The following is a 24,920-nucleotide window of genomic DNA, read 5'->3' on the forward strand; positions in this document are numbered from 1 at the left end:
AGATGAAGAACAACCACCCCATAATGGGGTGGCCGCAATGACGTTATTTTTTCTTGTAAATATTGGCCGTACCGTGAATTTTATTGTTGGTGTTCCCGGAAGTGAGCACCAGGACATCCGCGCCTTTTTTATCGGCTTTCTCAATCAGTTCTTTTTTTGCATCATCAACCGATACCTCATTCGAGGTGTTTACCGTACCGATTTTTTTATACTGAGACGCAACTTTCTTGAACTCGCTTTTAGTCAGTAGCTGTGCAGCAAAAGCATTGGTCGTAAACAGTAACGCCGTTCCCAACAAAATAGCAGTCGTCTTTTTCATAACCTTTTTCCTTGAGATTAATCAGCAACTACAAAAAACCTCACACTGGATGGTGAGGTTTTATGAGCATGGTAGAGAATCTGAGGAAATGCCATACGTTCGGGAAAATTCTTTTATAACAACCCGTTGCATGAAATTACTAACGAATATTAAGAATATTGGAATACGCGCGCGGAGCCAGCAATATCAATGCGTACCGCCGTGCCGGGGTTCCATCCTGGCTGGCTTACGGTTTTCAGAATAACAGGTTGTTGCTCCCCGGCTAACGCAAGGGTGAGCGTCGACAGCTGGCCGGTAAAGTCCACGTCAAGAATGGAGATCGGGCTTTCATGCGAGGCACATGCCGTCACGCTCAGTTGTTCCGGGCGCAGCATCACTCTGCCCTGTCCTGTCGCATGGGCATTATCCGTGGGCACCTCGCCCAGCGCGCACACGGCGTAGCCCGCGGTGAGCTCTGCCGGCAGGATCAACGCATCGCCAAGAAACAGCGCCGTCTCTTCGTCAACGGGACGGGTGTAGACCTCATAAGGCGTCCCGACCTGCGTGAAGCGTCCGGAACGCATGACGGCAACCTGAGTGGCAAAGGACAACGCTTCGTTCTGATCGTGGGTGACCAGAATCGAGGCCACGCCCGCTTCAGCCAGCAGATCGGCCGTGGCTTTACGCGTCATGGCCCGCAGGCCGGTATCCAGCGCCGAGAACGGTTCATCCAGCAGCATCACTGAAGGACGCTGGGCCAGCGCGCGGGCAAGGGCCACGCGCTGCTGCTGTCCGCCGGAAATCTCATGGGGCCAGTGCGTCGCGAGCTGCTTGTCCAGAGAGACCATCTCCATCAGCGCCTCAACGCGCTGGCGCTTCTCGTGGCGGGTACCGTCCAGCCCCCAGGCAATGTTATCTGCCACATTGAGGTGCGGGAACAGCGCGCCCTCCTGAGGCACAAAACCGATCCGGCGCAGGTGGGCGGGAACAAAACTGTTTTCATCGAACAGCGTTCTCCCCTGCATGACAATGCGCCCGGTGTCTGGCGTTTCAAACCCGGCAAGAATACGCAGCAGCGTGGTTTTACCCGACCCGGATGGCCCGACAATGGCCGTCCTGCTCCCCGGCGCAACGCTCAGGTTTAAGCTGTCGAGCACCTGCACGTCAGAAAACGATTTAGAAATGGCGGTTAATTCAAGCATGTCATAGCCCTGCAATTTTCTTCGACTGCATATAGAGAATGGCGGTCAGCGGGAGGGAAATCAGGATCATCAGCATCGCGTAAGGCGCGGCAGCCACATAATCGATTTCACTGGTCAGCGCCCAGAATCCGGTGGAGAGCGTGCGCGTGCCCAGTGGAGAGAGCAACAGCGTGGCGGTCAATTCGTTGCTGACGCCGAGGAAAACCAGCGCTGCCCCCGCCGCCGCACCCGGCGCGGCCAGCCGCATCGTGACGCTCCAGAGCGCCTTCGCTGGCGTGCTGCCCAGGCTGCGCGCCACGTTTTCCAGCTCGACCGGCGCCTGCGCAATCCCCGCCCGCAGGTTGATGAGCGCACGGGGCATAAACATCAGCAGGTAGGCAAGGAACAAGGTAATTTCCGTCTGGTAAATGGGACGGGCGTAATGAATGGTGACGGTGACCAGGGCGAGCGCCGTGACAATCCCCGGCAGTGAGCTGGTGATATAGATGCACCCTTCCAGCATCCGGAAGATGCGGTGCGGATAGCGAATACCGAGCCACGCGATGGGGATCACGCACGCCGTAGTCAGCAGGGCTCCGCCCACGCCAAGCATCAGCGTCTGGCGCAGCGAGTGCCAGAGATCGGCGCTCATCCAGTTTTGTACGCCGCCGAGCCAAATCCAGCGGCACAGAACAATTAACGGCACGCCCAGCGCCAGCACGATCAGCACGATGAAAAACAGCTGACCCAGCGCGGCGGCCGCAGGCTTCAACGGCCTGCGTTTCTGCTCGCGCGCGGCCCCGGCGCCAATGCGCGCGTAGCGTGCTTTTCCACGCGTCACGCCTTCCAACACTAAAATAGCCAGGCAGCACAAGGCCAGCACGCCCGCCAGCATGTTCGCTGCCGGGCCGCTGAAGGTAGACTGGAACTGGTCATAAATCGCCGTGGTGAAGGTATCAAAGCGGATCATCACGTACAGGCCATATTCCGCCAGCAGGTGCAGCGCCACCAGCAGCGCGCCGCCGCAGATAGCCAGCTTGAGCTGGGGCAGCACCACGCGGAAAAAGACCCGCCACGGCGGCGTGCCGAGCGACGCGGCAACATCTTCGAGCGTCGGGTCAAGACGGCGCAGCACAGCCGCAACCGGCATGTAGATAAACGGATAGTAGGCAAGAACGGAAAGGAACACGCCTGCGGAGAGCCCGTGCATCGACGGGACAACGCTCACCCAGGCATAGCTTTGCACAAACGCCGGGATCGCCAGCGGGGCCACCGCCAGCGCAGACCAAATCCCCCGCCCGGCAAGCTGCGTGCGCTCGGTGAGCCAGGCGATCGCCACACCCGTCACGATACAGAGCGGTACCGCTAAAGCCGTCAGCCACAGCGTGTTGCTGAGGAGTTCAGCAACACGCGGGCGGAACACCAGCGCCTTAATGGTTTCCCAGCCCGTCTCAATGCCAATGGCAATGATAAAACCCAAAGGCAGAAGCGCCATTAATGAAAACAATACAGCTAACGCAACCATCGGCAGTGCAGGACGCCTGCGGGCAGGCTCCTGCACTCTGTTTTTTCCGATGTCGAGACTCAGACCAGACATAAGACCTTCACTTCACTCTCAGGATCACAGCAGGCCGGCTTGCGTCATCAGCTCGATAACTTTTTTACTGTTGAGCGCTGAAGGTTCAACTTTCGGTGCATCAAGATCTTTCAGCGGAACCAGTTTCGGGTTTGAGGCCGCGTTCACGCCCACGGCGTATTCAAAGGCATTGTTGGTACGCAGACTTTCCTGACCTTCTTTACCGGTAATGTATTTGATGAAGGCCTGCGCCTGCGCTTTGTGTTTGCTGGACGCCAGCACACCACCACCAGAGAGGCTAACAAACGCGCCCGGATCCTGGTGTTTGAAGTAATAGAGTTTGGTGTTTTTGCTGTTTTCGCCCGTTTTGGACTGATCGACAAAGCGGTAATAGTGATAGATCACGCCGCCATCAATCTGGCCGGCATTGACCGCTTTCATCACGGTGCTGTTGCCTTTATAGGCAACGAAATTGGCTTTCATCGCCTTGAGCCATTCCAGGGTAGCCTGCTCGCCTTTCAGGGCCAGCATTGCGCTCACGATGGCCTGGAAATCCGCGCCTGACGGTGATGCCGCCCAGCGGCCTTTCCACTCGGGTTTTGCCAGATCCATCAGCGATTTAGGCAGCTGCTGTTCGCTCAGTTTTTCCGGGTTATAGACAAACACCGTGCTGCGGGCGGCGATGCCGATCCAGCGACCGTGCGCCGGACGATATTCCGCCGGTACCTGCTTCAGGGTGTCTGCCTCCAGCGGCGCAAACAGGTTGGCATTATCCACCAGCACCATTGACGGCGAGTTCTCGGTCAGGAATACGTCAGCCGGGGATGCGCTGCCTTCCTGAACCAGCTGGTTACCCAGCTCGCTGTCATCGCCGTTACGCAAAGTCACTTTGATGCCGGTTTCTTTGGTAAAACCGTCAACCCACGACTTCACCAGGTTTTCATGCTGCGCGTTATAGACAACGATACCTTCGTTGTTTTCGGCAGCAACCGATTGTGTAGAAAGGAAAAGTGATGAAGACAACAAGGCAAGCGAGAAGCAGGACAGCAGGCGAGAATTCATGAACATATCCTTAATAGACCAACGGGAGTAACCACTCATAGCTTTGTGGGAGAGGATTAAATCATACAACAACGCTAATGATAATTAGTATCAATCGAGTTTAGACGTAAAAGTGTAAAATTTCTTTATTGCTGGTTTTAGAATGATAAAAACCCAAATTTTAATCCGAGATAATTTTTAGATTAAGAAAGCCTTAAGCCTGCCCGCAATGAAATCCATTAGCCTTCTATTCATTCTGACGCGAAGTGAAATTTGTTATTTACGCGCCCGGCATATATAAAAAAGCCCCGATGTTTCGGGGCTTTTTATGCTTATCCAGAAGTAGCCAAATTATAAGGCTACTATTAAAAAACGCATCACGTAGCCGCGTGGGGGGCATACATCGGATAGGTGAAGAACAATAAATGCACGCAGTTCAGCCCAAAATGGAATAACGTTGCAACCCAGAGCCTGCCGCTCCACATCCACGCCAGGCCGTAAATAATACCGGCGAGGCTGGCAAAAATAATCAGTAGTAAACCGCCGCTATAATGCATCAGCCCAAAGATGACTGAGGCAATCAACAGCGCGACAACAGGATGAATAATCCGGGACAAGCGTTGCTGCAGGTAGCCTCTGAACAAGGCTTCCTCGGCCAAAGAGACGAAGAAAATATTCGCAAGGGCAAATTGAGCGAACCATTCTGGCGCATGCGGCTCAATTCTCAGCCCACCCAACGCAACAGCAAGAAGTAACAGAGCGGGTATCGCAAGAACCAATATTCCCCAGCCGACCTTGCCCGCTTTATAGAGGGGTTTTGCTACGAATAACGTTGGCATGCACGTAATTAAAAAGAACGGCACCACTGCCTTGTCCATATTAAAGTACATACTGAACGGTATGCTTTGCGGACCAGCAACGACAGCATCCAGCACTTTGGGGCTGTGGAAGCCCGGGATCGCATGCAAAACCAGGGCAACAGCGATGACCACGCACAGGCCTTCGACCAGATAAGTATATTTATTATTTTTATTGCGGAGCCATTCAACAACAGACCAGCCAACAACGATTGATGCAATAACCAGCAGCGCCGGGGCGTCAAGAATGCTCTGTTTCCAGCCGAGAAATGCCGTTAACCCCAGCATCAGGTAAGCCAGGCTTTTATTAAGGGAGAGTGCGGCAAGCGATGCTGCGAGTAGATACCACATAAATGTCCTTCATGACCGGTATGAACAACAGTGAAAAGGAATGTCGTGCCGGAGGCATCCCGTGGGGAAGCCATAAATATGGTGCCGACTACCGGAATCGAACTGGTGACCTACTGATTACAAGTCAGTTGCTCTACCTACTGAGCTAAGTCGGCGTTGGTCCGCCACCGGAGCCTCGAACCCCGTACTACAACATCCTGGTTGTCGCTCTTCCCGATGAGCTAGTGGCGGTATGGTGGCCCTTGCTGACCGGTCGATGATGGAACAAAGGTTCTCACCGACAGGCTATAGAGCCGGGAGCAAGATGATACACATCCAGAATTAACCATGCAAATCCGACGGTTAAAATCAGGCACAGGGTGAAGGAACGGTAGTGGCTGGTAGGTCTGGGGAAGAATTGCGCTGAGACTAAATGGCACGCCCTGTAGGATTCGAACCTACGACCTACGGCTTAGAAGGCCGTTGCTCTATCCAACTGAGCTAAGGGCGCACTGAGAAGAGTGAACTTCGCGGCGGTGAAACGCGAAGAATTATACGGTCAATGGCAGGTGAGTCAATGCCTTTTCCGTTTTCTGGCCTGATTAGGGCTAGTTGATTGTAAATATGGCTGTTTTTTCTCCATCCCCCCGCTTTTCTCCCGTACAATTTCGTGCTGCGAAAAGGCTTAGTTGCATTTAAGTAACGCCTGCTGTTTTCCTGTACGTCAGCTCGTCACACTAGAGCCTGGTATCCCGGCCCCCTGGAGGCTGACAGACAACAGGACAATGGAGTGACAGCGCAAAACCCGATCGATACGCCCCCCCGGTTGCAGTACATTTCTCAGGACATCGTCGGCATTAAGCTTGAGCCTATCGTCGCCCTCGCCTCCTTGCGCCTGGTGGGTGTGGAGGTACTTAGCGTTCTGTCAGACACGCGGCACAGCGAGGATTTTTTTTGCGATCGGTCTGCTGGCTGGTCGATAACGCTGCTTGAAGCGCAGCTTGCCGCGTTAAAAAATACGCCGCACGGTCATAACCTTTTTATTAATCTGCCGATAACCGTCCTGACAGAGCCTGCGTCTTTTCAGCGGTTTATCAGGTTGTCAGCCGCGCCGCTCAGTATTGAGATTGTCGATCTCGCGTCCTTTTTGGCGCTGCCCGTCGCGCAGAAGCAGCGCGTCATTCAGAATCTGCAGCAGCTCAGAAAACAGGGACACGCGATCTGGCTGGATGACGTGGATGAAGTCTTAGCGCAGTCGTTTTTAGCCTGCCGACTCCCGTTAAGCGGCATCAAAATAGATAAGGAAGCATTCTGGCGTTTACGCGATACCCCTGCGCTGAGGCAACTGGTTTCCCTTTGCTTTCAGCTTGCCGGGAAAGTGCTTATCGAAGGTATTGAGACTGAACGCGATCGTACCTGGGCACTGCAGGCAGGCGCAGATCTCGGCCAGGGATATTACTGGCCGTCCTGGACATGGCCGGAGGATTAAAACGCCATTTCCAGGAGGGAGACCATGCGAATGACAGTGCGCCGTTACCGGCGGCGGCGTACCGGAAGTGATGCACTGGGATTTACGCGCTCACCTTTTGCTCCCCCCTTTTTCGACCGGCTCGAATTTTTGAGCCAGTCCATCAGCCAGCCCCGCAAAACAGACGCTCCGTTTATCATTCTGGTGACGGAGGATCACTTCCTGCGCACCGGTTTTCTCAACGGGCAGTTTCCCCTGAGCAGCTGCTGCGACTACTCCACGCTGGACGATGCCCTTATCGCCCAGACGCAGTGGCCATCAGCCCGTCTGATCGTGGATATTGAGAGCCGGTCCACGGGGCTTCTGGAAAAACTGGATCAGTTGAGAAGGCATAGCCTGTTTCCTCCTTTCCTTACGCCCTGGCTGTTAATTCGGGCCGACAATTACGACACCCGCCTCTTCTGCAAAGCGGCCGGTCCCTTTCATGTGCTCGAACGTCAGCTGAACGCCGTGGCTCTCCAGCACAGCCTGCTGGATACCAGCCCCCCACAGGGTTCCGACAAAGACTGGTTCTCTCGCAACGAATGGCCCATCCTGCAGGAGCTCTCACGGGGCAGGACATTGCGTCAGATTGCCCTTATGCAGAATCGTCCCTATAGCCGCATTATTTATCGTCTCAGCTGCATCCTGCTAAAACTCGGGCTAAGCCATCGCCAGGAATTGCTGCATCTTCTTAATAACCTTTCGGACTGCACGTTTTCACTCACGTCCTAACCCCTTATTTCCTAAAGCGGTTTAGGAATTTACTTACCAGTAGCGTTACAGAAATGTTATTTTTTAACATTAAAAACGAAATTACAACTATTCCTAATTTATGGGCACGAACCTTGTGAAATGCCACAGATTGACGGAACGGCAGCACTTTCCTCCATCCGTTAAGTGAATGCAGAAAGCGTTAATAAGATGATAATGATGTAAAAACAAGCAGCTTAGCGACACCTCCCAGGAGTAAAAAGCAAAGCGGGCAGCATGTTCTCCTGTGCAGCAGACGCCGTTACCCTGGTCAACCGGGGTACTTTCAGATGAAGGCCTGACGGCCTGCGAGGGCAATTTATCACCTCACCTCCGTAGGGTCGCTCCCCGAAATGAGGTGTATTTTTGTTAACAATTGATCAACATACAGAGATATCTGTTATTTTTTGTTATTACATAAAGATGAAAATATGCGGTAAATGGGATAACAGGATATTTCCGCTAATTTTAAAAAAATAGCGATTCAGATCCAGAAGATAATACAAACCCTTAAGCGGATATTAATTTACAGGGTTTTCGGAAAAAACTTACTCTGTATAATAAGATGCGTACCAAATCTGAATAAGAAAAATCTTTTTGCCAACACCAGCCAAATGAGATGACCGCGCTGAGGCATAGTTCTTTTCATTACGTTAACAGGGATGCTTTCGCTCTTTCCAGGGAAATACTACGGTATAGGGATCTGCACATTATATCCTTCCGGCATTTCGAGAGTTTTACCAAACTCTGCATAACGCTTTTAACAATCTGAGGCATTAAAAATGAAACCGGCATCCGTTATCATTATGGACGAACATCCTATCGTCAGAATGTCGATAGAAGTCCTGCTACAGAAAAATAAGAATATCACAGTCAAGCTCAAGTCTGGCGATAGCCATGAAGTCCTTGACTGTATCCGCAATCACCCTATCGATCTGGTGATCCTTGACATTGAACTCACGGGCACGGATGCTTTCTCTTTACTTAAGAGAATCAAAAATTTAAACAAGAACATCAAGGTTCTGTTCCTCTCGTCTAAATCAGAGTTATTTTACTCGGGTCGCGCCATTCGCGCCGGGGCAAACGGTTTTGTCAGCAAACGAAAAGATTTGGGTGAGATCTACAACGCCGTAGAAATGATTCTGATGGGCTATTCTTTTTTCCCGTCGGAAACGCTGAATTTTATAAACCATTTGGGTTCAGGGAAAGGGATGGCAGTAGATATGCCATTATCGAACCGCGAGGTTACGGTATTACGGTATCTGGCGAATGGATTATCCAATAAGGAAATTGCTGAGCAGCTACTATTAAGCAACAAGACCATTAGCGCGCACAAATCCAATATTTATTCCAAGCTGGGTGTGCAAAGCATCGTGGAATTAATTGATTACGCCAAAGCGCACGAACTGCTATAACCTGAATTCACTCCCTGCAGCTTATCTGAGCTTCAGGGAGTGCGGTCAGTGCTAATTATAATTAATCATGAAGGTAGCATCTGCATCAGCTCGTCCGGGCTGAGGGTTATCGGCAGTGGCGATATAATTGGCATAAAACGACAATGTCGCATTCCCCTGCGCATCAACCGAAACCGGCTGGCTGGCCTGCTGGAGAGCCAGACGCGTTTTATCCGCATCCCTGATCTCCACCGCGACACGGCTTGCTGTACTGGCGTCATTCAGCGCCAGCAAACCGTTATTGCTCCCATCAGCTTTACCCGAAAACGTAATGGATGCCGCCCCTGGCGGGCAGCCGGTCAGCTTCAGCGTAAACGGCATGGGCTGCGTGCGGCTCCCGGTGGTGCCGAGCTGTTTCGTCGGCCAGGTTCCCAGCGGGACGGCCTTGTCGCTGTCGCTGCCTTCGGCAACGCAGGTGAAATCGACAATATTGCCGTAGAGACGAATGTTAATTTCACCCAATGCGGTGTCCGCCTGAGCCTGGGTGCAAAGCGCAAAGAGCGCCACGGTGATAAAACGGATCCCGTTTCGCATATCGGCTCCTTAGTCGTAATCCACGCGCAAATACCCGCGCGAGGTGAAACGCCCTTCCGCAGGCTTATTGCCCGTCACGCTCACCGGCCAGACCCGGATCCCTACCTGTGCCTGCGCGCTGTCGTCCAGGCGGAACGGAATTTTGCTTGTCAGGTTATTGGGCGTGAGCGGCGCACCGCTCTCGTTGGCAATGATGAACCCCACGTCCGGGTTATCCGACACAAGCACGTTATCAGAGACTTTTTCCGCCTCGACGCGCATCGTCAGCATGGCGTTCGCCTCCACGTTGGTGCATTTGATCGCGATGGTTTTGCTTTGCGATGTGACCCCCTCCGGTTTATTACCCACGCCCGCTTTGCTGAACAAGGAGGCGCCAATGTCACCGAAGTCAAACTCCACTACGTTACCGGCATTAATGGCACAGCTTTGCGGCACCTGTATGGTTCCGCTGTAGCTGATGGTATAGACCGGCGTGGTTAACGGATCGGAAGACGTGGTGGTCACATAAACGCGGAACATGGTGGCTCGCGGGATCACCACCATATTAATAAAACGCCGGGTCACTTTCAGACGGAAGACAAGGCTGGAGTCCTGAACGCCAAACGGTTTGTTTTTGGAGACGTTAGGATGGCTGCCCATCTGAATATAGCTTTTGGGCGGATAAAACACGCCAGCAAAGCTATCCGTGATTTTCATGGCCCCGTCCAGATAGTCGTTAAGTTTCAGATACTGGTAGCCATCGCTGGTCCCGGTGATCGGGTAATCCGTCACATAGCTACGCTTGGTGGTATTTCCGGTCGTGCCCTTCGGGCAGACGGCATTCACCCCTACCCACTGCGACTTCTCGCTGAGCGTCACGACCTGCCCAATCTGATTATTCGAACTATTGAATTTATCCGTCAGGTTGTAATGCACCTCTGTCGGCACGCCTTTTTCATTGACGCACACGGTCGCGAATGCGTTTGTCGCAGGCAGTAATGCCAGCAGCGACAAGGCAAGGTATTGAGTTTTAATCACAGCGAATCCCCTTAAGCGTGATTGCCTGTTGCAGGCTCTGTTCAGGCAAGCTGTAAGGCGCGCGACACTGGGATTGCGCCCCGTCGCCCCACTGGATCAGCAGCTCGCCCTCCAGCGGCAGCCCACTCAGGTAAATTTGTCCGTCATCCCCCACCATGCTGGTCACGCCACTCTGGGTTTCACGGACCACCGCGCCGAACGGCACGGGCTGGTTGCCGCGCGTCACCGTCAGCAGGGCGCGCACGCCAATGCGGGTATCAAAGCTGGCACGCACCAGCGCGCCTTTGGTCGGCACCACGCTGCTCACGTTGTTTTCGATATCGGTATTGTTGCTCATGGTGTTGGTATCCAGCGCCACGCGGTTGTAGCGGTAGACGGTGGCATACGGCATCACCGCATAGCCGCGCCAGTCGGTTCTCACGCCGGTCTGGTTTTCGACGCTGACGCCTGATGCCCCCGGCGCTTTGATCAGCACGTTGGTGTCGCCCAGCGGCTGGCTAAAGGTCACGCCGTCAGCATGGCCGACCACCCCGCCGGAGAGCTGCCAGTTGAGATCGTGCTGATCGCGGCTGTAGTTGTAGCCCACGCCCAGCGTGCCGTAGGTGGCCTGCCAGTTGGCGCTGGCGCTTCCGCTTGAGCCGTTGGTGCTGGTGTGTCCCTGGGTCACGCTGTAGTTCAGGTTGCGATCCTCCAGCAACGTTCCGCTGACCCCGGTTTGCCAGCTTGTGTCGCCATCGCTGTTTCGGCTGGCGGACGCCGTGGCGTAGGCCCTGTCGATGACGCTGTCCCGGCGATAGCCCTGACGGGTAAAGAGGCTGAACGGCACGGAGACGTTAAACGACGCGATCCGGTCGGTACCGTCGATCCCGACGGATTTGTTCCACGACCACGACACGGAGTAGTTAACCCCCTTCACGCCCCCCGCATACCCCAGCTGATACCAGAGGTTCGTCTCGTCCGTTCCCCAGTAGGTCTGCTCGCTACCGGAGATGTACACCGAGCCGTAATCCCCCAGCGACTGAGAAACGTTGAGCTGAAAGCGGCCTTTTTTATTCCACGTCAGGTTGTGATAACTCTGCACGTCCGGCACATCGTTATCGTCCTGGCTGTCGGCATACTGATAGCCTTCCATTGAACGCCAGGCGACATCGTCCAGGGTGTAAAACCCTTTTGTGGAGTAGCGGTAGCCCAGCAGCTGGAAGTTGGTGCCGAAGCCGTTAAGGGATTTCGCATAGAGGAAGCGCAGAGACTGGCCTTCATGTTTGCTGTCGTCCGCGAGCTGGCTGCGGGCGTGGGTGATATCAAGCGAAACCGCGCCCCAGTCGCCGAGGTTTTTTCCGGCCCCGATGGCCACCGCGGTATAGCGTGACGCCAGCTGCGTACCGCCGTAGAGCGTGTAACCGTTGGCAAGGCCGGTAATCAGCGTTCCCTGGGTGAAGAACGGCGTATCCTGATCGCTGTTACCGCTGCGGTAATCCCCCGCGACGAGGTCGTACTTCCAGCGCCCTTCACGCTGCAGGAGCGGCACGGTGGAATACGGCACGGTATAGCGCTGCTGGGTGCCGTCTTTCTCTTCGACCGTCACTTCCAGGTCACCGCTTGAGGAGGTCGGGTTGAGATCGGTAATGGCAAATGCGCCGGGCTGCACATAGCTTTGATAGATAACGTAGCCGTTCTGACGCACCACCACTTTGGCGGGCGTCCGGGCAATCCCGCGCACGGTCGGTGCGTAGCCCTGCAGGCTGTCCGGGTACATGCTGTCAGACGAGAAAAGCCGACCGCCGCGAAAGCCCACGCTGTCGAAGACGTCATTCCCGGTATTGCTGTCGCCCAGCACCAGTTCACTTTTCAGCGGAATGACGGTGCGCTGCGCCCAGGTGCCGATATTCTGCCACTCGCTGTGCCGCTGCCCGTTATTCTGCGTGTACCGCCACGCGCCGTTGTTACGTAAACGCCAGGCGCCGTAGTTCAACCCGCTCTGCAGGTTCAGGTAATAGCTGTCGTCTTCGCTTCCCCGGTTGCCCGAGAAGCTGTAGTTCACCAGTGCGGCGGGGATGCCTTCATCCCACTGTTCAGGCGGAATGTAGCCCCGGGCGCTGTTTTGCAACGCCACCTGCGGCAGGCTGACGTTCAAACGCTGCGAGGCAAAGTTGAATACCGTTTCGCTGCCGGGAATGGCCGTGGTCAGCGGAACGCAGGTCTCGCCCTGCACGTTAGCCAGCTCGGGAAACGCCGCAGCGTTGACGCCAAAGCGATCGAGCATCGCGCGGGTAATACACGGCGATAACCCGCCCGCCACCGGCGGCGTGTTCTCGGCCTGCTCAAAACGCACGTCCTGAGTGCCGATAAACTCATCGTTACGCCAGATATCCACGCGATAAACGCCGGGTGCCTGCTGGTGCCCTTGTTCAAAACGCGACAAATCCGCCACGCTGGCGGCGTCGTCGGACAAGAAGGCCGGGTTGAAATAACTTTCGCTCCAGCCAGCCTGCGGCCAGAGCGCCGCCATCAGCGCCAGTGCAACCGGGCAGTAACGTCCCTGGTGGTTTTTCATCGCCCTGACTCTGCTCACAGGTTAACGCTACGCGCCGGCGTGATGGCACCGTAGTCATTCACGCTCTGCCAGGAAAGCGTGCCGCCGGCACCGGCTGGCAGCACCTGCTGCGCCGAGCTTTTCGGCGCAACCATCAGGTTATCCAGCGTCTGCCCGCCCAGTTTCAGATTGACCAGGGTGATGTAGTACGGGGACGCGTTGCTGACTTTGAGATGGTTGCCGGCACGCTCAAACCGCAGCTGGGAAAGTGCCTCTTCCGGCTGCATCGCCAGGTTGTTCGGGCGCACAAACAGCTTGATGCGCGAGAGGATCGCCAGCTGCAGCACGTTATTGTTTTCGGTTTTCGCTTTGTTCACTGACGGGATCGCTTTCACGTTCATGTAAAAGAGCGATTCGCGATCGGCAGGCAGTGCGGGCCCGGCGTAAATAATTCGCAGCGTGTTTTCGCTGTCCGGTTCGCTCACAAACAATGGGGGGGTAACGGCAAAGGTTTTTTCTTTTTGCCCGTTCGCATTTTCGATCCACGCGTTAATTAAATAGCGTTCTTGTTTGTTGCTGTTGGTGATCGCCAGCGACGTTTGCTTCGCATCGGCCGGGTAAATAACGCGCGTGGCCCCCAGCGCAATTCCGCCGGACGCATTCGCGCATGCAGAAACCATCATTAAAATAAACGATAAAAAAAGTCCTGGTTTAATTAGGGTATTCATCACAACCGTACCTTTAATAATGTGTTCGCAGGTGTTATGGATAAATCAGCGTAAACCAGACATCCGACTGAATTTTGCCTGGTTCGAGGTGTTCGGAAATAGCCCGATAGCGGGCGCTAAAATGGAACGCCAGCTCGCGGGTATCGACCGGCAGCCAGCTGACGGCCGTGGCATTCGGGATAATCTGACGCTGCTGTTCGTCAAAGAGCGCCAGCCCAACGCCGCTGCTGACAGGTGTTTCACCCGGCCGCGATGTCGCCAGAAAGACCTGCGGATCTTCTGCGGGAGTGACACCCTGAAACTGGATCCCCACGGTGCGCGAGACATCAACGCTGCAGTCCAGCAGCCGCACGGTGAAAGGCACATTTACCGTGGAAAAACTGCCCACACCGGAAAATGAATTGGTTCGGTACTGCCCCATGTCGATGCGCATATTCTGGCTGTCCGGCGCCACGGCGCAGCCGCCGTTCACCAGTTCACCTCTGAGATGCACTTTGCCGCCTTCAATCACCACGGTATGCGCCGATACCGGGCCAGCCATCGCAAGGGTTAACAGCAGTAGTGTTCCAGTCCTTGTCATCCTTCGTTCCTGGCATTTGCGTATGACGGGCCTCATCCGTGAGGCCTGAACATCCCTGTGCGGAGGAATTACTCGTATTTCATTACGAAGGTGGCGTCAGCGTTCGCCTGGCCCGGCTCGGTGGTTGCAGCCGTTGATTTATAACGCGCGGTGAATTTCAGGGTGTTAGTCCCTTCGATCAGGTTCTGCGCAGCAGAGAAGGTTGCACCGTCCGGCGTCAGAACGCTGGATTTGCTGTCGAGGATCTCGATACCTACGCCTTTCGCGGTGTTGTCGTTGCTACCGGAGGTCACTGCCAGCAGAGTTTTGTCGGTTGGGTCGATCTGACCGGTGAACGCAACGGCGGCGGTTTTCGCTACCAGCGGATCGCAATCGTTCAGTTCAATGTTGAATGGAATATTGGAGGTGGTGTCGCCCACTTTAGTGAATTTCGCGGTACGATACTGACCCAGATTAACGGTCTGCTCGGAAGAATCAGTATTTACTGAACAAGCAGCATTAACCAGCTCACCTTTAAAATGTACGGTACCGCCATTTACGGAAACCGGGGTGGCAGGATCTGCTGCATTTGCGGCACCCGCAACCAGGGCCAACGTAGCAATAACAGTAGAAGCAATGTTGCTGAGTTTCATGTCTATTCCTTTAAAATGTAAATAACCCTTCCCGCGAATAATCGGGAATAAGAAATACGTTCAATTGATTAATTGAAAGCTTATTTCGGAGGAGACAAAGTAGCTCAGGATGCGTTTTTTAAATATGTCAAAACGCTGCCATTTCGCCAGGTCACATCCTAATCCCGCCTAAGAAATTGACCATCCGCTAAGAAGGGTTTTTGTGCCTCACTGATAAAAACGCGTAAAGGGTGACTGACAGCGGCGCTCGCTTCTGACAAAATACAGGCAATCCCCCCTTTCAAACGTTACAGACGGAATCTTCTCTCTGATGGCAGCAAAGATTATTGACGGTAAAACGATTGCGCAGCAGGTGCGCTCTGAGGTCGCGGAAAAAGTGAAGGCGCGTAAAGCTGCCGGAAAACGCGCCCCCGGGCTGGCCGTTGTGCTGGTTGGTAGCAACCCGGCATCGCAGATTTATGTCGGCAGCAAGCGCAAAGCGTGTGAAGAGGTGGGCTTCGTCTCCCGCTCTTACGATTTGCCGGAAACCACCAGCGAAGCAGAACTGCTGGAACTTATTGACACCCTGAATGCCGATAAAGAGATCGACGGTATTCTGGTTCAGTTGCCGCTGCCAGCAGGTATCGACAACGTGAAGGTGCTGGAGCGTATCGCACCGGATAAAGACGTTGACGGTTTCCATCCGTACAACGTTGGCCGCCTGTGCCAGCGCGCGCCGCGTCTGCGTCCGTGCACGCCGCGCGGTATCGTGACGCTGCTTGAGCGCTATGACATCGACACCTACGGCCTGAACGCCGTGGTTATTGGTGCCTCCAACATCGTAGGCCGTCCGATGAGCATGGAGCTGCTGCTGGCCGGTTGCACCACCACCGTCACCCACCGCTTCACCAAAAACCTGCGTCACCACGTAGAAAACGCCGATCTGCTGATCGTCGCGGTCGGTAAGCCGGGCTTTATTCCGGGCGAATGGATTAAAGAGGGTGCGATTGTCGTGGACGTCGGGATTAACCGTCTGGAAAGCGGCAAAGTGGTCGGTGACGTGGTGTATGAAGATGCCGCGGCTCGCGCCTCTTACATTACCCCGGTACCGGGCGGCGTAGGCCCGATGACCGTTGCAACACTGATTCAGAATACGTTGCAGGCATGCGAAGAATATCACGACGTAGAGGACGCGTAAGATGGCGACTTTTTCATTAGGTAAACATCCGCACGTTGAGCTGTGCGATCTGCTGAAGCTGGAAGGCTGGAGCGAAAGCGGCGCGCAGGCGAAAATCGTTATCGCCGACGGGCGGGTGTTAGTGGACGGCGCGGTGGAAACCCGCAAGCGCTGCAAGATTGTCGCGGGCCAGACCGTGAGCTTTGAAGGACAGAGCGTGACCGTTACGGCCTGAGCCGTTTGACGCCCGGTGGCGCTGCGCTTACCGGGCCTACGTACCATCTCCGCTTGTAGGCCGGGTAAGGCGAAGCCGCCACCCGGCAATTTCTCTCACAATCCCCTCATACCCATCACGGTTATTTATCGATCAACTTCAAATAATCACTATTTCCTCTGTTGAAAAATGAAAATTCAGTTGCGCGTTTTTCACTCTTTGCCCACGATAAGTAGAACGTTCTACTAAAACGTTCTACTTACAATAACAGCGCCAAAAAAAGCGCTTCTCGGGGGAAATCAGCATGAGTCTGATATCAGGGTTTGTTAAATCGCTGTCTAAGTTATCGATGATTGGTCGCGCCTTAATGCTGCCAATTTCACTGCTTCCCGCTGCGGGGCTGCTGCTGGCCTTCGGCGATAAGTTTCATTTGCCGCTGATGATGAACGCGGGTGGGGTTATCTTTGATAATCTGCCGATGCTGTTTGCCATTGGCTCTGCCGTCGGTCTGGCATCGGAATCCGGCATTGCGGCGCTGTCTGCGGCGGTTTCGGTGTTTGTCACGAATATCACCATCAGCACCGTGCTGAGCATCACGCCGGAAATGGCCTCGCAGGGCGGAAAATACGCCATGGTCGTCGGCATCCCGACGCTGCAGATGGGCGTCTTCGGCGGCCTGATCTGCGGTATTCTCGCAGCCTGGTGCTATAACCGCTTCCACACCATGCAGCTGCCGGAATTCCTCGGCTTCTTCTCCGGTAAGCGCTTCGTGGCGATTGCAACGGCGTTCCTCTCATTCCTGATGGGGCTGCTGCTGCCGTATGTCTGGCAGCATATTCAGGCCGGTATTGACGCGCTCTCGGTGGTCGTTAACGGCGATAATCAGGCGGCGTCGACCTTTATCTTCGGGCTGGTTGAACGCGCGCTGATCCCGCTCGGCCTGCACCACATCTGGTATCCGTCGTTCTGGTATTCGTTTGGGGACTACACCACCCAGGCAGGCCAGGTGATCCACGGCGACCAGACCATCTGGTTCAAAATGCTGGAAGAAGGGGTGAAATCCTTCAGCAGCGACACCTACCAGAACGCCGGTAAGTTCATGCAGGGTGAATTCCCGCTGATGCTGTTCGCGCTGCCCGCCGCGTGCCTGGCGATGTATCACGAAGCCCATACGAAGAATAAGAAAATCGCGGCCGGTATTCTGTTCTCCGCGGCGCTCACCTGCTTCCTGACGGGGATCACCGAACCGGTTGAGTTTACCTTTATCTTCGTGGCGCCGATTCTGTACGTCTTTAACGCCATCATGGCGGGTCTGGCCTACATGACCATGTATTTATTGCATGCGCATATCGCCAAGTCGTTCTCCGCAGGCTTTATCGACTACCTGTCATTCGGGATCCTGCCGTCCTTTAACGGTTACAAGACCAACTTCCTGAATGCCATTATCATCGGCATTCCAATGGGCCTGATTTATTACTTCACGTTCCGCTTTGTGATCCGCCGTTTCGACGTGAAAACGCCGGGCCGTACTGAAGTGACCGCCAACGCGGATGAGAAGTCTGACTCAGAACTCGCAACCGAGATCATCACCCTGCTGGGCGGAGCGCATAACATCGACTCCGTCGGTTCCTGTATCACCCGCCTGCGCCTGGAAGTGGCAAAAAGCGAGGCGGTAGACAGAGACGGACTGAACGGACTCGGCGCGCGCGGCGTGGTCTTCGTCGGCGACAACGGTATTCAGGTGATTTTCGGTGCCAGAGCACAGTTTATCGCCCAGACCATGTCCACCATGATCGGCAAATAATTAGATGCCTGAACGACGCGTCTCCTGTACGCTGGGAGACGCATTGTCGTATCTGGCTGATAATCGGTTAATTTCAGGGAGCGGTTTTGAAGAAAGTCAGCATTATTGATGTCGCAAAGCACGCGGGCGTTTCGGTCTCAACCGTCTCGCTGGTGCTGCGCCAGAAAGGGAAAATCTCAGAGGCAACGATCGGGAAGGTCAACGCTGCCATCAATACGCTGGGCTATGTTCATAACGTCGCCGCTGCCAACCTCCGCGCCAACACCTCCAACCTGATTGGTCTGATCCTCCGCGACTTTAGCGACAGCTTCTCCATCAAGGTGATGGCGAGCATCGTCCAGGAGCTGGAAAAACAGGGATATATGGTTTTTCTCGGCCAGCCGCAGAACGACGCTGACCATCTTGAGCGCTGTATGCTGTCGTTTAAGCAGCAGGGCGTCGCCGGGGTTATCTATCTGGCTTCGGACACCCGCACGTCCACCCTGCCGGAACAGATTCGCCACTGCCCGCTGCCGCTGGTGGTGGTCTCTCAGTCGCTACTGGATGAAAAATGCAACCTGGTGATGCGCGATAACCGTCAGGCGGCAAATCTGGCGGTGCGTTATCTTATCGAGCGCGGCCACCGCAATATCGCCTACATTGGCGGGCGTGAAGGCTGTCTTATCCGCGAGCAGCGTCTGCTCGGCTTTCGCAGCGCGATGACGCAAAACGGTCTGGTCTGGCGCGATGAATACTCGCCGGCCTGCAGCGATGATACGCTGGCAGCGGGTTTCGCCACCCGCCAGCTGCTGGAAAAAAACAACACCATCACCGCCCTGCTCTGCCACTCGCCGGATGCGATGATAGGCTCCATCTCCGGTATTCATCAGGTAGGACGTACGGTCGGTAAAGATGTGTTTCTGACGCAGCAGGTTGCGCTGGTCGGTTTCGAAGATATGCTGCACGTTAACCTCACCTCGCCGTCATTTACCTATGTCTCGTCCGCCAGCGAAGAGACGGGGCGTCAGGCGGCCGGGCTGATTATTCGCACGCTGAAGGAGCCGACGCTGCAAACGCAGCGTATTACGCTCTCCGGACAGCTTATCGCGCGCGAGTCGGCGTAAATCAGAATTTAGCACGGGTCGGATGTGAAGCATTCACTGCTATAGTTCCATGATTTGCCACGGATAAATACGATGCCTACCGTTATTACTCACACTGCTGTTCCGCTTTGCCTGGGCTTAGGTCTGGGAACAAAAGTTATTCCTCCCCGCCTGCTGTTCGCCGGAATTGTCCTCGCCATGCTGCCGGACGCCGACGTGCTGGCGTTTAAGTTCGGCGTCGCTTACGGCAACGTTTTCGGCCATCGCGGCTTTACCCACTCCCTGCTGTTTGCCTTTGTGGTGCCGATACTCTGCGTGTTGATCGGCCGACGATGGTTCAGGGCCAGCCTGACCCGGTGCTGGCTGTTTTTAACCGTGTCATTGCTCTCGCACAGCCTGCTGGACTCAATTACAACAGGCGGGAAAGGTGTCGGCTGGCTGTGGCCGTGGTCAGATGAACGCTTCTTTGCACCATGGCAGGTGATTAAGGTCGCGCCGTTTGCGCTGTCACGCTATACCACGCCGTACGGGCACCAGGTCATTCTCTCTGAACTGATGTGGGTGTGGCTACCGGGTGTGGTGCTGATGGGGTTGCTGTGGTGGAAACGGAGATAAAAGAAAAGCCGGGTGGCGGCTTCGCCTTACCCGGCCTACGGTCGTGCTTTTGTAGGCCCGGTAAGCGAAGCGCCACCGGGCATTACAGACTTACTTACGGCGCCAGGTCGTGCCCTGCGGGCCATCTTCCAGAATGATGCCCATCTCGGTCAGACGGTTACGCGCCGCATCTGCCGCCGCCCAGTCTTTCGCCTGACGCGCTTCCAGACGCGCTTTGATCAACGCTTCAATTTCCGCCACTTCACCGTCGTCCGCCTGCGCACCGCTCTGCAGGAACACGTCCGGATCCTGCTCCAGCAGGCCGAGCACGGAGGAGAGCTTACGCAGATGGGACGCCAGCGCATTCGCCGCGGCCATATCTTCTGACTTCAGGCGGTTCACTTCGCGCGCCATATCGAACAGCACGGAGTAGGCTTCCGGGGTGTTGAAGTCGTCGTTCATCACCTCAACAAAGCGTGCTTCGAACGCTTCGCCGCCTGCAGCAGAAACAGACCTGTCGGTACCGCGCAGCGCGGTGTACAGACGCTCCAGCGCCGAGCGCGCCTGTTTCAGGTTCTCTTCGCTGTAGTTCAGCTGGCTGCGATAGTGGCCGGACATCAGGAAGTAGCGCACGGTTTCCGCGTCGTAATACTTCAGCACGTCGCGCACGGTGAAGAAGTTACCCAGCGATTTAGACATCTTCTCGCGGTCAACCATCACCATCCCGGAGTGCATCCAGTAGTTAACGTACTCGCCGCCATGGGCACAGGTGGACTGCGCGATTTCGTTCTCGTGGTGCGGGAACATCAGATCTGAACCGCCGCCGTGGATGTCGAAGTGCTTGCCCAGCTGTTTGCAGTTCATCGCCGAACATTCAATGTGCCAGCCCGGGCGGCCTTCGCCCCACGGGGATGGCCAGCTTGGTTCGCCCTCTTTGGACATTTTCCACAGCACGAAGTCCATCGGGTTGCGCTTTACGTCGACCACGTCAACGCGCGCGCCGGCCTGGAGCTGGTCCAGGTCCTGACGGGAAAGAGAACCGTAGGTGGGATCGGTCGGCACCGAGAACATCACGTCACCGTTGTCCGCCACATAGGCGTGACCGCGCGCGATCAGCTTTTCCGTGATCTCGATAATTTCGTGAATATGGTGGGTCGCACGCGGCTCGCTGTCCGGGCGCTGAATATTTAAGGCGTCGAAATCTTTGTGCATCTCCACGATCATACGATCGACCAGCGCAACAAAGCTTTCGCCGTTCTCATTAGCGCGCTTAATAATTTTATCGTCGATGTCGGTGATATTACGCACGTATTTCAGGGTATAGCCCAGAAAACGCAGGTAGCGTGACACCACGTCAAAAGCGACAAAGGTACGGCCATGGCCAATGTGACAGAGATCGTAAACCGTAATACCACACACGTACATGCCGACTTCCCCGGCATGAATAGGTTTAAATTCCTCTTTTTGGCGCGTCATTGTATTAAAGATTTTTAACATCGAAGATTCCATGTAAACACGTGTGTGGTTGAAAACCGGGTATTCTACCCGTAATTCAAACCCGAAGCAGCACACAATGCAAGGTGATCGCATCCTGTGGTTATGCTATAACAAGCCCCTATATATGACCCGAACGCGGGTCGATGTACCACAATAACGGAACAGGATGCAAAAATGGTTACTTTCCACACTAATCATGGCGATATCGTAATCAAAACCTTTGATGACAAAGCGCCTGAAACAGTTAAAAACTTCCTGGACTACTGCCGCGAAGGTTTCTACAACAACACCATCTTCCACCGTGTGATCAACGGCTTTATGATCCAGGGCGGCGGTTTTGAACCTGGCATGAACCAGAAAGAAACCAAAGAAGCGATCAAGAACGAAGCGAACAACGGCCTGAAAAACACCCGTGGTACGCTGGCGATGGCCCGTACTCAGGCCCCTCACTCCGCGACCGCACAGTTCTTCATCAACGTGGCTGACAACGACTTCCTGAACTTCTCTGGCGAAAGCCTGCAGGGCTGGGGCTACTGCGTATTCGCAGAAGTGGTTGAAGGTATGGACGTGGTTGACAAGATCAAAGCCGTTTCTACTGGCCGCAGCGGTATGCACCAGGACGTTCCGAAAGAAGACGTTGTGATTACAAGCGTGACCGTCAGCGAGTAATTCGTGGCGACACTCTTTATTGCAGATCTGCATCTGCAAACGGAAGAACCGGCGATCGTCGCCGGTTTTCTGCGTTTTTTACGCGGTGAAGCGAAAAGCGCCGATGCGCTGTACATCCTGGGCGATCTTTTTGAAGCCTGGATTGGCGACGACGACCCTAACCCGCTGCACCGTGAAATGGCTGCGGCCATAAAAGCGCTGGTTGAGTCTGGCGTCCCCTGCTACTTCATTCACGGCAACAGAGATTTCCTGCTCGGCAAGCGCTACGCCCGCGAAAGCGGTATGACGCTGCTGCCGGAAGAACAGGTGCTCGACCTCTACGACCGAAAGGTGCTGATCATGCACGGCGATACGCTCTGCACCGACGATACCGGCTACCTGGCGTTTCGTGCCAAAGTCCACACCCCGTGGATACAAACGCTGTTCCTTGCTCTGCCGCTGTTTATTCGCAACCGCATCGCCGCCAGAATGCGCGCGGGCAGTAAAGCCGCCAACAGCAGCAAATCCATGACCATCATGGACGTTAACCCGCAGGCAGTGGTGAATGTGATGGAAAAGCATCGCGTCCAGTGGTTGATCCACGGCCATACCCATCGTCCTGACGTGCATTCCCTTATCGCCAACGGCCAGCCCGCACACCGCGTGGTATTGGGTGCCTGGCACAGCGAAGGATCCATGGTCAAAGTCACGCCTGAGGGCGTAGAGCTGATCGCTTTTCCGTTTTAATCCCCCTCGTAAACTCATTCAAATTTACTGAATAATATCGGCAAATTGTTTTGATTTTAATCAGTCCGTGGTCGGCCTATTATTTATCACATCAGGGCAACACGCCCTATCCCAGATAAATTACTTAAGGAATACGACCATGAAATCCATCAAAACTTTCGTTGCAGTTGCCGCTCTTTCTCTGGTTTCTTTCGGTTCTTTTGCTCAGAGCGTGAGCGCAACCGGTTCAACCCTTGACCGCGCAGAAGCGAAAATTGCTGCACAGGCCGCGGAACAAGGCGCGTCTTACAAAATCACCAGCGCACAGTTCAACAACCGCGTGCACATGACCGCTGAACTGACTAAATAATGATTGCCGAACGACGAAAACAGACCGCCAGAATGCGGTCTGTTTTGTTATGAATGGATGGCAACAACGGCTCACCTTTTAACCGCGCAACCGTTTTCCTTGCCCTTATAACATGCTATTCTCTGTGCCCTCGAAAGCAGTGTGTTTCGCACCACAGGAGTTTTAAGACGCATGTCTTCCCGCAATAATCCGGCGCGTGTCGCCATCGTGATGGGGTCCAAAAGCGACTGGGCTACCATGCAGTTCGCCGCCGAAATCTTTGAAATCCTGAATGTTCCGCACCACGTTGAAGTGGTCTCCGCGCACCGTACACCAGACAAACTGTTCAGCTTCGCCGAAAGTGCCGAAGAGAACGGTTATGAGGTGATCATTGCCGGTGCGGGCGGCGCAGCACATCTGCCAGGCATGATTGCCGCCAAAACGCTGGTGCCTGTTCTCGGCGTTCCGGTACAAAGCGCCGCGCTGAGCGGTGTTGATAGCCTCTATTCCATCGTTCAGATGCCGCGCGGTATTCCGGTCGGCACGCTGGCGATTGGCAAAGCGGGTGCCGCAAACGCAGCCCTGCTTGCAGCCCAAATCCTGGCGACTCACGATAAAGACCTGCACCAGCGTCTGGCCGAATGGCGTAAAGCCCAGACCGACGAGGTGCTGGACAATCCGGACCCGCGGGGTGCGGCATGAAGCAGGTTTGCGTCCTCGGTAACGGCCAGTTAGGCCGCATGCTGCGCCAGGCAGGTGAACCGCTGGGTATTTCCGTCTGGCCCGTCGGGCTGGATGCTGAACCTGAAGCCGTACCGTTCCACCAGAGCGTGATTACCGCCGAGATCGAACGCTGGCCGGAGACGGCCCTGACGCGCGAGCTGGCGCGTCACAACGCCTTTGTTAACCGCGATGTGTTCCCGATCATTGCCGACCGCCTGACGCAAAAGCAGCTGTTCGACAAGCTCGGCCTCGCGACCGCACCGTGGCAGCTCCTGTCCGATAAAAGCGAGTGGAATGACGTCTTCGCGATGCTGGGCGACCTGGCAATCGTGAAGCGCCGCGTGGGTGGCTACGACGGCCGCGGCCAGTGGCGTCTGCGCGCGAACGACACCGCCGAGCTGCCGGATGATTGCTACGGCGAGTGCATCGTTGAGCAGGGCATCAACTTCAGCGGCGAAGTGTCGCTGGTTGGCGCGCGCGGGCACGATGGCCGCACGGTGTTTTACCCTCTGACGCATAACCTGCATCAGGACGGTATCCTGCGCACCAGCGTGGCCTTCCCGCACGCCAATGCCGACCAGCAGGCGCAGGCGGAAGATATGCTCTCTGCCATCATGCACGAGCTGGGCTATGTTGGTGTGATGGCGATGGAGTGTTTTATCACCCCGTCCGGTCTGCTGATCAACGAACTTGCGCCGCGCGTGCACAACAGCGGCCACTGGACGCAAAACGGTGCGTCCATCAGCCAGTTCGAACTGCATCTGCGCGCCATCACCGACCTGCCGCTGCCGCAGCCGGTGGTGAATAGCCCGTCGGTGATGATCAACCTGATCGGCACCGAACTGAACTACGACTGGCTGAAACTGCCGCTGGTGCACCTGCACTGGTATGACAAAGAGGTTCGCGCGGGTCGTAAAGTGGGTCACCTCAACCTGAGCGACACCGACACGGATCGCCTGAGCGCCACCCTGGAAGCCATGATTCCGCTCCTGCCGCCAGAATATGCGAGCGGTATTGTCTGGGCACAATCAAAGCTTAACTAGTTCTCCCTCCGCCGGGGAGTTGACCTACTCTTTCCCCGGCGTACAATTCCCGCCCATTGCTGC

General features: G+C 55.2%; 25 protein-coding genes and 2 tRNA genes. 13 read left to right on the plus strand and 14 right to left on the minus strand.

What is annotated here, in order from left to right; genetic code table 11:
* Positions 1 to 43: 43 nt before the first annotated feature.
* The 7 genes from yahO to E3U32_RS09350 all read right to left on the minus strand — a co-directional run bounded on the left by yahO (position 44) and on the right by E3U32_RS09350 (position 5,794).
* Entirely contained in the window at positions 44 to 319 is a 276-nt protein-coding gene (gene yahO / locus E3U32_RS09320) for a DUF1471 family periplasmic protein YahO (RefSeq protein WP_023310654.1), read from the minus strand.
* 149 nt (positions 320 to 468) lie between these two features.
* On the minus strand, positions 469 to 1,500 hold the full coding sequence (locus tag E3U32_RS09325) for an ABC transporter ATP-binding protein (protein WP_134348556.1): 1,032 nt from the start codon (positions 1,498 to 1,500) through the stop codon (positions 469 to 471).
* Between the two features lies 1 nt (position 1,501).
* Positions 1,502 to 3,076, minus strand: coding sequence for an ABC transporter permease (locus E3U32_RS09330; RefSeq protein WP_166790922.1), 1,575 nt, complete (start codon positions 3,074 to 3,076; stop codon positions 1,502 to 1,504).
* 24 nt (positions 3,077 to 3,100) lie between these two features.
* Positions 3,101 to 4,117: an iron ABC transporter substrate-binding protein gene (locus E3U32_RS09335; RefSeq protein WP_134348557.1), complete on the minus strand. Its 1,017-nt coding sequence runs from the start codon at positions 4,115 to 4,117 to the stop codon at positions 3,101 to 3,103.
* Positions 4,118 to 4,473: 356 nt separating this feature from the next.
* Positions 4,474 to 5,304, minus strand: coding sequence for a CPBP family intramembrane glutamic endopeptidase (locus E3U32_RS09340; protein WP_134348558.1), 831 nt, complete (start codon positions 5,302 to 5,304; stop codon positions 4,474 to 4,476).
* Positions 5,305 to 5,383: 79 nt separating this feature from the next.
* Positions 5,384 to 5,459 (minus strand) — tRNA-Thr (locus E3U32_RS09345).
* Between the two features lie 258 nt (positions 5,460 to 5,717).
* Positions 5,718 to 5,794: transfer RNA gene (locus E3U32_RS09350), tRNA-Arg, on the minus strand.
* A 279-nt stretch (positions 5,795 to 6,073) separates the two neighbouring features.
* Here E3U32_RS09350 and E3U32_RS09355 point away from each other — a divergent pair.
* The 3 genes from E3U32_RS09355 (at position 6,074) to fimZ (ending at position 8,958) form a co-directional block, all read left to right on the plus strand.
* A complete protein-coding gene (locus tag E3U32_RS09355; RefSeq protein WP_134348559.1) occupies positions 6,074 to 6,772 on the plus strand; it encodes an EAL domain-containing protein in 699 nt (232 codons plus the stop codon).
* Positions 6,773 to 6,796: 24 nt separating this feature from the next.
* Positions 6,797 to 7,525: a helix-turn-helix transcriptional regulator gene (locus tag E3U32_RS09360; protein WP_134348560.1), complete on the plus strand. Its 729-nt coding sequence runs from the start codon at positions 6,797 to 6,799 to the stop codon at positions 7,523 to 7,525.
* Between the two features lie 800 nt (positions 7,526 to 8,325).
* Positions 8,326 to 8,958, plus strand: coding sequence for a fimbria biosynthesis transcriptional regulator FimZ (fimZ, locus tag E3U32_RS09370; protein WP_134348561.1), 633 nt, complete (start codon positions 8,326 to 8,328; stop codon positions 8,956 to 8,958).
* A gap of 51 nt (positions 8,959 to 9,009) precedes the next feature.
* Here the strand turns inward: fimZ and sfmF are convergent, their stop codons facing one another.
* The 6 genes from sfmF to fimA all read right to left on the minus strand — a co-directional run bounded on the left by sfmF (position 9,010) and on the right by fimA (position 15,021).
* Complete coding sequence (gene sfmF, locus E3U32_RS23755) at positions 9,010 to 9,531, minus strand: fimbria assembly protein (protein WP_134348562.1); 522 nt, start codon at positions 9,529 to 9,531, stop codon at positions 9,010 to 9,012.
* Between the two features lie 9 nt (positions 9,532 to 9,540).
* A complete protein-coding gene (fimH, locus tag E3U32_RS09380) occupies positions 9,541 to 10,548 on the minus strand; it encodes a type 1 fimbria D-mannose specific adhesin FimH (RefSeq protein WP_134348563.1) in 1,008 nt (335 codons plus the stop codon).
* The gene (locus E3U32_RS09385) at positions 10,541 to 13,102 is read right to left on the minus strand and encodes a fimbrial biogenesis usher protein (protein ID WP_134348564.1); all 2,562 of its coding nucleotides are present in this window, start codon (positions 13,100 to 13,102) and stop codon (positions 10,541 to 10,543) included. Before E3U32_RS09385 ends, fimH begins: the two co-directional genes overlap by 8 nt.
* 14 nt (positions 13,103 to 13,116) lie before the next feature.
* Positions 13,117 to 13,809, minus strand: coding sequence for a type 1 fimbria chaperone FimC (fimC, locus tag E3U32_RS09390; RefSeq protein ID WP_134348565.1), 693 nt, complete (start codon positions 13,807 to 13,809; stop codon positions 13,117 to 13,119).
* 34 nt (positions 13,810 to 13,843) lie between these two features.
* Positions 13,844 to 14,389 carry a type 1 fimbrial protein subunit FimI gene (gene fimI / locus E3U32_RS09395; RefSeq protein WP_047347218.1) on the minus strand — a complete coding sequence of 182 codons (546 nt, stop codon included), beginning with the start codon at positions 14,387 to 14,389 and terminating at the stop codon, positions 13,844 to 13,846.
* Between the two features lie 68 nt (positions 14,390 to 14,457).
* On the minus strand, positions 14,458 to 15,021 hold the full coding sequence (gene fimA / locus E3U32_RS09400; RefSeq protein ID WP_134348566.1) for a type 1 fimbrial major subunit FimA: 564 nt from the start codon (positions 15,019 to 15,021) through the stop codon (positions 14,458 to 14,460).
* 310 nt (positions 15,022 to 15,331) lie between these two features.
* Between fimA and folD the strand changes: the two genes are divergently transcribed.
* The 5 genes from folD to E3U32_RS09425 all read left to right on the plus strand — a co-directional run bounded on the left by folD (position 15,332) and on the right by E3U32_RS09425 (position 19,892).
* A complete protein-coding gene (folD, locus tag E3U32_RS09405; protein WP_134348567.1) occupies positions 15,332 to 16,198 on the plus strand; it encodes a bifunctional methylenetetrahydrofolate dehydrogenase/methenyltetrahydrofolate cyclohydrolase FolD in 867 nt (288 codons plus the stop codon).
* Between the two features lies 1 nt (position 16,199).
* Positions 16,200 to 16,412 (plus strand): ribosome-associated protein YbcJ, encoded by a 213-nt coding sequence (gene ybcJ, locus E3U32_RS09410; protein WP_116341500.1) that lies wholly within the window; start codon positions 16,200 to 16,202, stop codon positions 16,410 to 16,412.
* A 283-nt stretch (positions 16,413 to 16,695) separates the two neighbouring features.
* Complete coding sequence (locus tag E3U32_RS09415; RefSeq protein WP_059312327.1) at positions 16,696 to 18,195, plus strand: PTS transporter subunit EIIC; 1,500 nt, start codon at positions 16,696 to 16,698, stop codon at positions 18,193 to 18,195.
* Positions 18,196 to 18,281: 86 nt separating this feature from the next.
* The gene (gene malI, locus E3U32_RS09420; RefSeq protein ID WP_134348568.1) at positions 18,282 to 19,298 is read left to right on the plus strand and encodes a Mal regulon transcriptional regulator MalI; all 1,017 of its coding nucleotides are present in this window, start codon (positions 18,282 to 18,284) and stop codon (positions 19,296 to 19,298) included.
* Between the two features lie 72 nt (positions 19,299 to 19,370).
* Entirely contained in the window at positions 19,371 to 19,892 is a 522-nt protein-coding gene (locus E3U32_RS09425; protein ID WP_134348569.1) for a metal-dependent hydrolase, read from the plus strand.
* A gap of 90 nt (positions 19,893 to 19,982) precedes the next feature.
* On the opposite strand, the gene cysS is transcribed toward E3U32_RS09425, so the two are convergent.
* Positions 19,983 to 21,368 carry a cysteine--tRNA ligase gene (cysS, locus tag E3U32_RS09430; protein ID WP_134348570.1) on the minus strand — a complete coding sequence of 462 codons (1,386 nt, stop codon included), beginning with the start codon at positions 21,366 to 21,368 and terminating at the stop codon, positions 19,983 to 19,985.
* A 174-nt stretch (positions 21,369 to 21,542) separates the two neighbouring features.
* On the opposite strand from cysS, the gene ppiB reads away from it, so the two are divergent.
* The 5 genes from ppiB (at position 21,543) to purK (ending at position 24,857) form a co-directional block, all read left to right on the plus strand.
* Entirely contained in the window at positions 21,543 to 22,037 is a 495-nt protein-coding gene (gene ppiB / locus E3U32_RS09435) for a peptidylprolyl isomerase B (RefSeq protein WP_010428247.1), read from the plus strand.
* A gap of 3 nt (positions 22,038 to 22,040) precedes the next feature.
* Positions 22,041 to 22,763, plus strand: a complete 723-nt coding sequence (lpxH, locus tag E3U32_RS09440; RefSeq protein WP_134348571.1) for a UDP-2,3-diacylglucosamine diphosphatase — start codon at positions 22,041 to 22,043, stop codon at positions 22,761 to 22,763.
* A 139-nt stretch (positions 22,764 to 22,902) separates the two neighbouring features.
* Complete coding sequence (locus E3U32_RS09445; protein WP_125914596.1) at positions 22,903 to 23,112, plus strand: YdgH/BhsA/McbA-like domain containing protein; 210 nt, start codon at positions 22,903 to 22,905, stop codon at positions 23,110 to 23,112.
* A 171-nt stretch (positions 23,113 to 23,283) separates the two neighbouring features.
* On the plus strand, positions 23,284 to 23,793 hold the full coding sequence (gene purE / locus E3U32_RS09450; RefSeq protein ID WP_006809824.1) for a 5-(carboxyamino)imidazole ribonucleotide mutase: 510 nt from the start codon (positions 23,284 to 23,286) through the stop codon (positions 23,791 to 23,793).
* On the plus strand, positions 23,790 to 24,857 hold the full coding sequence (gene purK, locus E3U32_RS09455) for a 5-(carboxyamino)imidazole ribonucleotide synthase (protein WP_134348572.1): 1,068 nt from the start codon (positions 23,790 to 23,792) through the stop codon (positions 24,855 to 24,857). Before purE ends, purK begins: the two co-directional genes overlap by 4 nt.
* Positions 24,858 to 24,920: the final 63 nt, after the last annotated feature.

This window comes from Lelliottia nimipressuralis (assembly GCF_004402045.1).
Lineage (GTDB): Bacteria > Pseudomonadota > Gammaproteobacteria > Enterobacterales > Enterobacteriaceae > Enterobacter > Enterobacter chinensis.

Bases quoted from the DNA above. Each gene is read 5' to 3' on its own strand.
- purE (WP_006809824.1), top strand. From the start codon at position 23,284: ATGTCTTCCCGCAATAATCCGGCGCGTGTCGCCATCGTGATGGGGTCC.
- fimC (WP_134348565.1), bottom strand. From the start codon at position 13,809: ATGAATACCCTAATTAAACCAGGACTTTTTTTATCGTTTATTTTAATG.
- E3U32_RS09385 (WP_134348564.1), bottom strand. From the start codon at position 13,102: ATGAAAAACCACCAGGGACGTTACTGCCCGGTTGCACTGGCGCTGATG.
- E3U32_RS09340 (WP_134348558.1), bottom strand. From the start codon at position 5,304: ATGTGGTATCTACTCGCAGCATCGCTTGCCGCACTCTCCCTTAATAAA.
- sfmF (WP_134348562.1), bottom strand. From the start codon at position 9,531: ATGCGAAACGGGATCCGTTTTATCACCGTGGCGCTCTTTGCGCTTTGC.
- purK (WP_134348572.1), top strand. From the start codon at position 23,790: ATGAAGCAGGTTTGCGTCCTCGGTAACGGCCAGTTAGGCCGCATGCTG.
- E3U32_RS09415 (WP_059312327.1), top strand. From the start codon at position 16,696: ATGAGTCTGATATCAGGGTTTGTTAAATCGCTGTCTAAGTTATCGATG.
- yahO (WP_023310654.1), bottom strand. From the start codon at position 319: ATGAAAAAGACGACTGCTATTTTGTTGGGAACGGCGTTACTGTTTACG.
- E3U32_RS09325 (WP_134348556.1), bottom strand. From the start codon at position 1,500: ATGCTTGAATTAACCGCCATTTCTAAATCGTTTTCTGACGTGCAGGTG.
- fimI (WP_047347218.1), bottom strand. From the start codon at position 14,389: ATGACAAGGACTGGAACACTACTGCTGTTAACCCTTGCGATGGCTGGC.
- E3U32_RS09425 (WP_134348569.1), top strand. From the start codon at position 19,371: ATGCCTACCGTTATTACTCACACTGCTGTTCCGCTTTGCCTGGGCTTA.
- E3U32_RS09360 (WP_134348560.1), top strand. From the start codon at position 6,797: ATGCGAATGACAGTGCGCCGTTACCGGCGGCGGCGTACCGGAAGTGAT.
- folD (WP_134348567.1), top strand. From the start codon at position 15,332: ATGGCAGCAAAGATTATTGACGGTAAAACGATTGCGCAGCAGGTGCGC.
- ppiB (WP_010428247.1), top strand. From the start codon at position 21,543: ATGGTTACTTTCCACACTAATCATGGCGATATCGTAATCAAAACCTTT.
- E3U32_RS09335 (WP_134348557.1), bottom strand. From the start codon at position 4,117: ATGAATTCTCGCCTGCTGTCCTGCTTCTCGCTTGCCTTGTTGTCTTCA.
- ybcJ (WP_116341500.1), top strand. From the start codon at position 16,200: ATGGCGACTTTTTCATTAGGTAAACATCCGCACGTTGAGCTGTGCGAT.
- E3U32_RS09445 (WP_125914596.1), top strand. From the start codon at position 22,903: ATGAAATCCATCAAAACTTTCGTTGCAGTTGCCGCTCTTTCTCTGGTT.
- cysS (WP_134348570.1), bottom strand. From the start codon at position 21,368: ATGTTAAAAATCTTTAATACAATGACGCGCCAAAAAGAGGAATTTAAA.
- fimA (WP_134348566.1), bottom strand. From the start codon at position 15,021: ATGAAACTCAGCAACATTGCTTCTACTGTTATTGCTACGTTGGCCCTG.
- E3U32_RS09330 (WP_166790922.1), bottom strand. From the start codon at position 3,076: ATGTCTGGTCTGAGTCTCGACATCGGAAAAAACAGAGTGCAGGAGCCT.
- fimZ (WP_134348561.1), top strand. From the start codon at position 8,326: ATGAAACCGGCATCCGTTATCATTATGGACGAACATCCTATCGTCAGA.